Source organism: Pseudomonas sp. YuFO20, assembly GCF_035064975.1.
GTDB classification, from domain to species: Bacteria; Pseudomonadota; Gammaproteobacteria; order Pseudomonadales; family Pseudomonadaceae; genus Aquipseudomonas; species Aquipseudomonas putida_AE.
In genome coordinates this window covers 137,974-144,685 of the sequence record NZ_JAXDEO010000007.1, presented here as the reverse complement: position 1 = coordinate 144,685, position 6,712 = coordinate 137,974, and the positions used below count along the sequence as shown (strand labels likewise).

The following is a 6,712-nucleotide window of genomic DNA, read 5'->3' as shown; positions in this document are numbered from 1 at the left end:
GATGGTGCCGGGGATGCGGCCCATTTCTTCGCGGACCATGTCGCCCAGGGAGCGACCGTTGCGGCGGGTGGACATGAACAGGACCATGAAGTCCTGCACGGCACCGGCCAGCACCACGCCGGCAATCAGCCACAAAGTACCGGGCAGATAGCCCATCTGCGCCGCCAGGACCGGACCGACCAGCGGCCCCGCGCCAGCGATGGCCGCGAAGTGGTGACCGAAGAGGATATGCTTGTTGGTCGGGACATAATCCAGACCGTCATTGTTGAGCACGGCGGGGGTAGCCCGTCGAGCATCGAGTTGCATGACATTATTAGCGATGAACAGACTGTAGTAACGATACGCAACGAGATAGATGGCCACGGCAGCGACCACGATCCACAAAGCGTTGATCGCTTCACCTCGGCGAAGTGCCACGACGCCCAGGGCGCACGCCCCAACGATTGCCAGCAGCAGCCAGGGTAAGTGGCGTAGCGGGCTATTATTATTTTTCATTTTATTATTCCAGCCAGAGTGGACAAGAAAGACAGCAACATCGAGTTTAGCTCGCCTGACAGCAAAGGCCATACCCCAACATTGGTCTAGACACCTGGCGGCGCTGGCAGCTTTTCGCGATGCCGGTCTATAGTCAGCGTACATTTCCGAGGATCGTGCCATGAGCGAGCTCCCTGCCGAACGTCGCCGTTTCAAACGTATTGCGTTCGATGCCAGAACCGAGCTGGGCCAGGGGCCGTTCATCTGGCCGGTGAAACTGATCGACCTGTCGCTCAAGGGCTTGCTGATCGAGCGGCCGGAACCCTGGCTGGGCGATCCGCAGCAGGATTTTTTTGTCGACATCCATCTGAGCGAAGACGTCGATATCGAGATGGATGTGCAGTTGACCCATCAAGACCACGGGCAGCTCGGCTTCGAGTGCAGGCATATCAGCCTGGAGTCCATTGAGCGCCTGCGGCGATTGATTGAATTCAATCTGGGGGATCCGCAGGAGCTTGAGCGGGAACTGGGTGCCCTCATCGAAATCTGAATCGCCCCCCTGCAGGAGCGAGCTTGTTCGCGAAAAACGTCCGGATCACGCGCTCACTCAGACAGCGCGCGTCATCGTTAACGTCCATCGCGAGCAAGCTCGCTCCTACAGGGGATTGGTGTTATTCGAACAGGGCGTCGAGCGCCTGCTCCAGTCGGGTGACCGCGATGATCTGCAACCCCGGCGGCGCTTCTTTCGGTGCATTGCCCTTGGGCACGATCGCCCGCTTGAAGCCGTGCTTGGCCGCTTCCTTCAGGCGTTCCTGACCGCTAGGCACCGGGCGCACTTCACCGGACAGGCCGACCTCACCGAACACCAGCAGGTCATGGGGCAGCGGCCGATTACGCAAACTCGACATGACGGCTGCCATCAAGGCCAGGTCAGATGCCGTTTCCAGTACTTTCACCCCACCAACCACATTGAGAAACACATCCTGGTCGTGGGTGGGAATGCCGCCGTGCCGGTGCAAGACCGCCAACAACATCGCCAGGCGGTTCTGGTCCAGGCCCAGGGTCACCCGGCGCGGATTGGCCAGGTGACTGTCATCGACCAGCGCCTGGACTTCCACCAGCATCGGCCGTGTGCCTTCCCATGTCGCCATGACCACACTGCCTGGGACTTCTTCCTGGGCACGGGTCAGAAAAATAGCCGAAGGATTGGAGACTTCTTTCAGGCCCTTGTCGGTCATGCCGAACACACCCAGTTCGTTGACCGCGCCGAAACGATTTTTTACCGCCCGCAAAAGGCGCAGGCGCCCATCTGATTCGCCTTCGAAATACAGTACGGTGTCGACCATGTGCTCCAGCACCCGCGGCCCCGCCAGGGCGCCCTCCTTGGTCACGTGCCCCACAAGGAAAATCGCGGTGCCACACTGTTTGGCATAACGCACCAACAGCGCCGCGCTTTCGCGAACCTGAGACACGCCACCCGGCGCCGATTGCAGCTGTTCGGTAAAAATCGTCTGGATCGAGTCGATCACCATGACCCGGGGCTTTTCCAGCCGGGCGGTGGCAATGATGGTTTCAATGCAGGTTTCGGTCATGACCCGTAGCTGATCCTGAGGCAGCCCCAGGCGTCGAGCGCGCATGGCCACCTGCTGCTGCGACTCTTCACCCGTGACATACAACGCCGGCATGCTCTTGGCCAGATTGCACAAGGTTTGCAGCAGAATGGTGGATTTGCCGATGCCGGGATCGCCGCCGATCAGCACTACCGAGCCGTCTACCAGGCCGCCACCGAGCACCCGGTCGAGCTCACCGGAAGCCGTGGAGAAACGCGGGACTTCCTCGACACTGACTTCAGCAAGGGTCTTGATTTGCGCCTGCTGGCCGGCCCAGCCGGTGCGACCGCTGGGCGCCGCTGCCCCGCCACTTTCCACCATGGTTTCGGTGAGCGTGTTCCAGGCGCCGCACTCGCCACATTGTCCGGCCCACTTGGGAAAGGTTGAGCCACACTCGGTGCAGCCGTACATGCGCTTGGCCTTGGCCATCGGAACTCCCGGCAAAAACCGCGATGATAGCTCAGGTCAGCTGTCCTGGTACGTCGCGATTGATGCCAGACAACCTTAATTGAATACGGCTGGTGAATAGCAATCTTGTTCGAAAGACCTCAATTACAAATTCATAACATATAAGTTATTTACTTATACACAAATTCACCAAAATACCTGGCCACCCTAACAGCGACAGAAAAAAACCTGTACAAATATTAACTATCAACTCCCTGCACGTATAACACCCCTTTTATAGCCATACAAATATGGACGCCTGAATTTTACCTCCCACTAACTCCGATTATAGATTGACACCCTGACCTAATAACCAGTGCAACCTGCTGGAAGACTTATCACCCATTTACCGGTGAGCGTCCGAACATTCAAATCACTAGTGCAATCCATAGCGATTTCTTTCAAGCCCATCATCGATTGCCCAGCGGCTGGAAGCAGATGCAAGGAGATCCCGGCGCATGGAGAAGCGCAATTTGTAAACTTTTTACCGCAGAATCAGTCGATTGCAGGCAGACCTCACACGCAGTCGTTTCGAGCAGGATGCGATCTGCTGATTTACACTGCGTTCACCAACCTCATCTGTAACAAGGAAATGTCCTATGGGCGTGATAAGCGAGTTCAAGGCCTTCGCCGTCAAAGGCAATGTGATCGACATGGCCGTCGGTATCATCATCGGCGCTGCTTTCGGCAAGATCGTGACGTCGTTTGTCGGCGATGTGATCATGCCCCCTATCGGTCTACTGATCGGCGGGGTGGACTTCAGTGACCTGGCCATTACGCTCAAGGCCGCCCAGGGCGATGCCCCGGCGGTGGTGCTGGCGTACGGTAAATTCATCCAGACCCTGATCGACTTCGTCATCGTCGCCTTCGCAATCTTCATGGGCGTCAAGGCCATCAACCGCCTCAAGCGTGAAGAAGCCGTCGCGCCCACCCTGCCGCCGGTTCCGACCAAGGAAGAAGAGTTGCTCGGTGAGATTCGCGACTTGCTCAAGGCCCAGAACAACCGACCTTGAAACAAACGGCGCCATCAAGGCGCCGTTTTTTTACCAGAAGTTCTCGACCGCCACCTGACCGGGTCGCCGGCTGAGGCTCAAGTGCATGTCGCGCTGCTTGAGCAATTTGCGCGTGTCATCGATCATCTGCGGGTTTCCGCACAACATCACCCGTGAATGCTCAGGCGTCAGCGCCACGCCAGCCGCCCGCTCCAGCTCGCCGTTTTCAATCAAGGTGGTGATCCGCCCGTTGAGGGCGCCGGGGTGCCGCTCGCGAGTCACGGTGTTGATGAGCTGCAACTTGTGGGCAAACTCCTGCAAATAGTCGCGCTGCGCCAAGCCGGCGATCAGCGCCTGATAAGCCAATTCCCTGGACTCCCGGACGCTATACACCAGGATGATGCGCTCGAATTTTTCCCAGACCTCGAAGTCCTGCAGGATCGATAGAAACGGTGCCAGACCTGTACCGGTGGATAACAGCCACAAATCACGGCCGTCGACGAAGCGGTCGAGTGTCAGGTAACCATAGGACTGCCGATCGACCAGCAGCGTATCGCCCACGCCCAGCCGGCTGAGCTCGCTGGTGAATTCGCCGCCGGGTACGACGATGGAAAAGAACTCGAGAAACTCGTCGTAGGGTGAAGACACCATGGAATAGGCGCGCCATACCGTACTGCCGTCCGCCTTGACCACGCCCAGCCGGGCGAATTGCCCCGCGCGAAAGCGAAAACCTGCATCCCTCGTGGTGCGCAGGGTGAACAGGTTCGACGTCAACGGCTGGACATCGAGCAAGGTCTGGCGGGTAAATTTCTCTTCACTGGCAGTCATGGGGTGCTCCCTTCAACACATGACCGCAGTGTCTCGCATTGCGGGCCCCATAAACACCGGCGATTTGTAGTGTTTTTAGCGAAACATCTTCTGATGAGTGACTATTCCCAAACACATTTAACCACTTAGTTAAACAATAAGAAAACCTGCGCAATTACATTAACACTGACATCTTTCGAACTCGATAACATTAGAACCATAAACCTGATTTGAAAATTTAAACAAAACAAAAAATTCTCACCGCCCTGTATGAAACATCCTACAATCCGTGCGTACTGGACATTGGATCCATACACACCCGAGCCGAAAAAGACGGGAGCTCAAAGATGGAAAGGTGGAAGGAGTTACAACTCAGCCAGATAGCCGGCGCAAAGGAGATCGACACCGCCTACCAGGTAGCGCTGCGTTTCGCGAAAAATATCGGATATAAATTTTTTGAATTTTCAGTCACTTACAAAACCAGATCGGAGCAAATAAACACACTCAGACTCAACAATTATCCTGCAAGCTGGAACACCGAGTATGAACAGAAAAAACTTGGTAAAATTGACCCAGTAGTGGCTCATTGCAATCAAACCATGTTGCCCGTTCTATGGAGTGAAGAGCTTTTCTGCAAAGTCCCATCGATGTGGGAAGCGCTTGGAATTCAAGGATTTCAACACGGCTGGTCGCAATCGTTGCATGACGATGAAAGCGGCCTGTTCAGCATCCTGAGCCTGGCCCGGAGCCATTGTCCCATCAGTGCGTTTGAGCTGTACGAGAATTTCGGCTTTTCCGTCTTCATAGGACAGCGTCTGCATGCACTGGTCGCACAATCGCTTCCAACGCATTCGGCAAAATCGGCTGCGACGAATTTGTCGCTTCGGGAAATCGACGTGCTGAAACTCGCAGCCGATGGCAAGACGGCCTACGAGAGTGCCAGGATTCTCAATCTCAGTGCACGCACCGTCAATTTCCATGTGCAGAGTGCGATTGAGAAACTGGAGGTCAATAACAAGATTTCGGCCGTCATTGCCGCAGTCAAGGCGGGCTATTTCGGCAGCGGCGCGCTGCGCTGATCACAAAACCTGCGGGTAATCCAAAAGAAAAAATCGTACCATTTGCATCCCTCTTGAGTGTTGACGTGTAAAAAAGCATGCCGCAGTTCACTCGGACGGTCCCGCCCGCAACAAACGCCTCAGGGCCGCGGAACATCCTCGTTTATCTATCAGAGCCCCCTGCCCGATGCCCTTGCTCGAAACCCCGTTCGCCCAGCTCGACCTGATCCGCCAGCCCGAACAGCAGAACGAACCGCTGCAAGCCTTTGACGCCGCAGACGAGTACCTGCTCAATCACCTGGCCGAGCAGCAGCCCGCGGCGAATTCGCGGGTACTGGTGCTGAACGACAGTTTTGGCGCATTGGCCGTCAGCCTGGCAGGCAGGGTCAATGTGACCAGCAGCGGCGATTCGTTCCTGGCCTTGCAGGGGCTGGAAAAGAATCTGGTCCGTAACGGCCAGGCGTTTGACGCCGTGCCCCACGTACCGGCCAGTGAACCCTTTATGGGACCGTTCGACCGGGTGCTGATCCGGGTGCCGAAGACACTGGCATTACTGGAAGAACAACTGATCCGCCTGCAAGGCCAACTGTCGCCCGGCGCCCAGGTGATTGCCGGAGCAATGCTCAAGCATCTGCCGCGTGCGGCCGGCGATCTGCTGGAGCGCTATATTGGCCCGGTGCAGGCCTCGTTGGCGGTAAAAAAAGCCCGGCTGTTGATCGCCACGGCTCAAGCCAAAGCCGCCGTCGAGTCCCCCTACCCGAGCCGTTATCGACTGGATGATCCGGCGATCGAACTGCTCAATCACGCCAACGTGTTCTGCCGTGAAGGCCTGGACATCGGCACACGAGCCTTCTTGCCGCACCTGCCGAAGAACCTCGGCAGCGCAAGGGTCGCCGATCTCGGTTGCGGTAACGGCGTGCTGGCCATCGCCAGTGCCCTGCAAAACCCCGAAGCCCGCTACACGCTGGTCGATGAATCCTTCATGGCGGTGCAATCGGCCGCCGAAAACTGGCGCGCCACGCTGGGTGAGCGGGAGGTGATCGTGCGGGCGGGCGATGGCCTGGCCGGGCAGGAGCCCCAGTCGCTGGATGTGGTGCTGTGCAATCCACCTTTTCACCAACAACAGGTGGTGGGTGACTTCCTCGCCTGGCGGATGTTCCAGCAAGCCCGTGAGGCGCTGGTGGTGGGCGGAGCGCTGTACATCGTCGGCAACCGCCATCTGGGCTATCACAGCAAGTTGGCGCGTTTGTTTCGCGGAGTGGAGCAAGTGGCGGCCACCCCGAAATTCGTGATCCTCAAGGCCCGCAAGTAACACGCAAAAAAA

The 6,712-nt window shown here is 57.2% G+C and carries 7 protein-coding genes; 4 read left to right on the top strand and 3 right to left on the bottom strand.

Going from position 1 to position 6,712, the window contains the following annotated elements; translation table 11 throughout:
* Positions 1-495, bottom strand: a 495-nt coding sequence (locus tag SOP85_RS06330) for a carbon starvation CstA family protein (protein WP_323626419.1), incomplete at its 3' end; no start/stop codon positions are given.
* Positions 496-655: 160 nt separating this feature from the next.
* On the opposite strand from SOP85_RS06330, the gene SOP85_RS06325 reads away from it, so the two are divergent.
* Positions 656-1,024 (top strand): PilZ domain-containing protein, encoded by a 369-nt coding sequence (locus SOP85_RS06325; protein ID WP_274074519.1) that lies wholly within the window; start codon positions 656-658, stop codon positions 1,022-1,024.
* Between the two features lie 121 nt (positions 1,025-1,145).
* Here the strand turns inward: SOP85_RS06325 and radA are convergent, their stop codons facing one another.
* Positions 1,146-2,513: a DNA repair protein RadA gene (gene radA, locus SOP85_RS06320; protein WP_323626418.1), complete on the bottom strand. Its 1,368-nt coding sequence runs from the start codon at positions 2,511-2,513 to the stop codon at positions 1,146-1,148.
* 617 nt (positions 2,514-3,130) lie between these two features.
* Here radA and mscL point away from each other — a divergent pair.
* Positions 3,131-3,544, top strand: a complete 414-nt coding sequence (mscL, locus tag SOP85_RS06315; protein ID WP_274074517.1) for a large-conductance mechanosensitive channel protein MscL — start codon at positions 3,131-3,133, stop codon at positions 3,542-3,544.
* A gap of 30 nt (positions 3,545-3,574) precedes the next feature.
* Here the strand turns inward: mscL and SOP85_RS06310 are convergent, their stop codons facing one another.
* Positions 3,575-4,351: a ferredoxin--NADP reductase gene (locus SOP85_RS06310; RefSeq protein WP_274074516.1), complete on the bottom strand. Its 777-nt coding sequence runs from the start codon at positions 4,349-4,351 to the stop codon at positions 3,575-3,577.
* A 326-nt stretch (positions 4,352-4,677) separates the two neighbouring features.
* On the opposite strand from SOP85_RS06310, the gene SOP85_RS06305 reads away from it, so the two are divergent.
* Together SOP85_RS06305 and SOP85_RS06300 are read left to right on the top strand one after the other, a co-directional pair.
* Complete coding sequence (locus SOP85_RS06305; protein WP_323626417.1) at positions 4,678-5,409, top strand: helix-turn-helix transcriptional regulator; 732 nt, start codon at positions 4,678-4,680, stop codon at positions 5,407-5,409.
* Between the two features lie 166 nt (positions 5,410-5,575).
* Positions 5,576-6,700, top strand: a complete 1,125-nt coding sequence (locus SOP85_RS06300; RefSeq protein WP_323626416.1) for a methyltransferase — start codon at positions 5,576-5,578, stop codon at positions 6,698-6,700.
* Positions 6,701-6,712 lie beyond the last annotated feature (12 nt).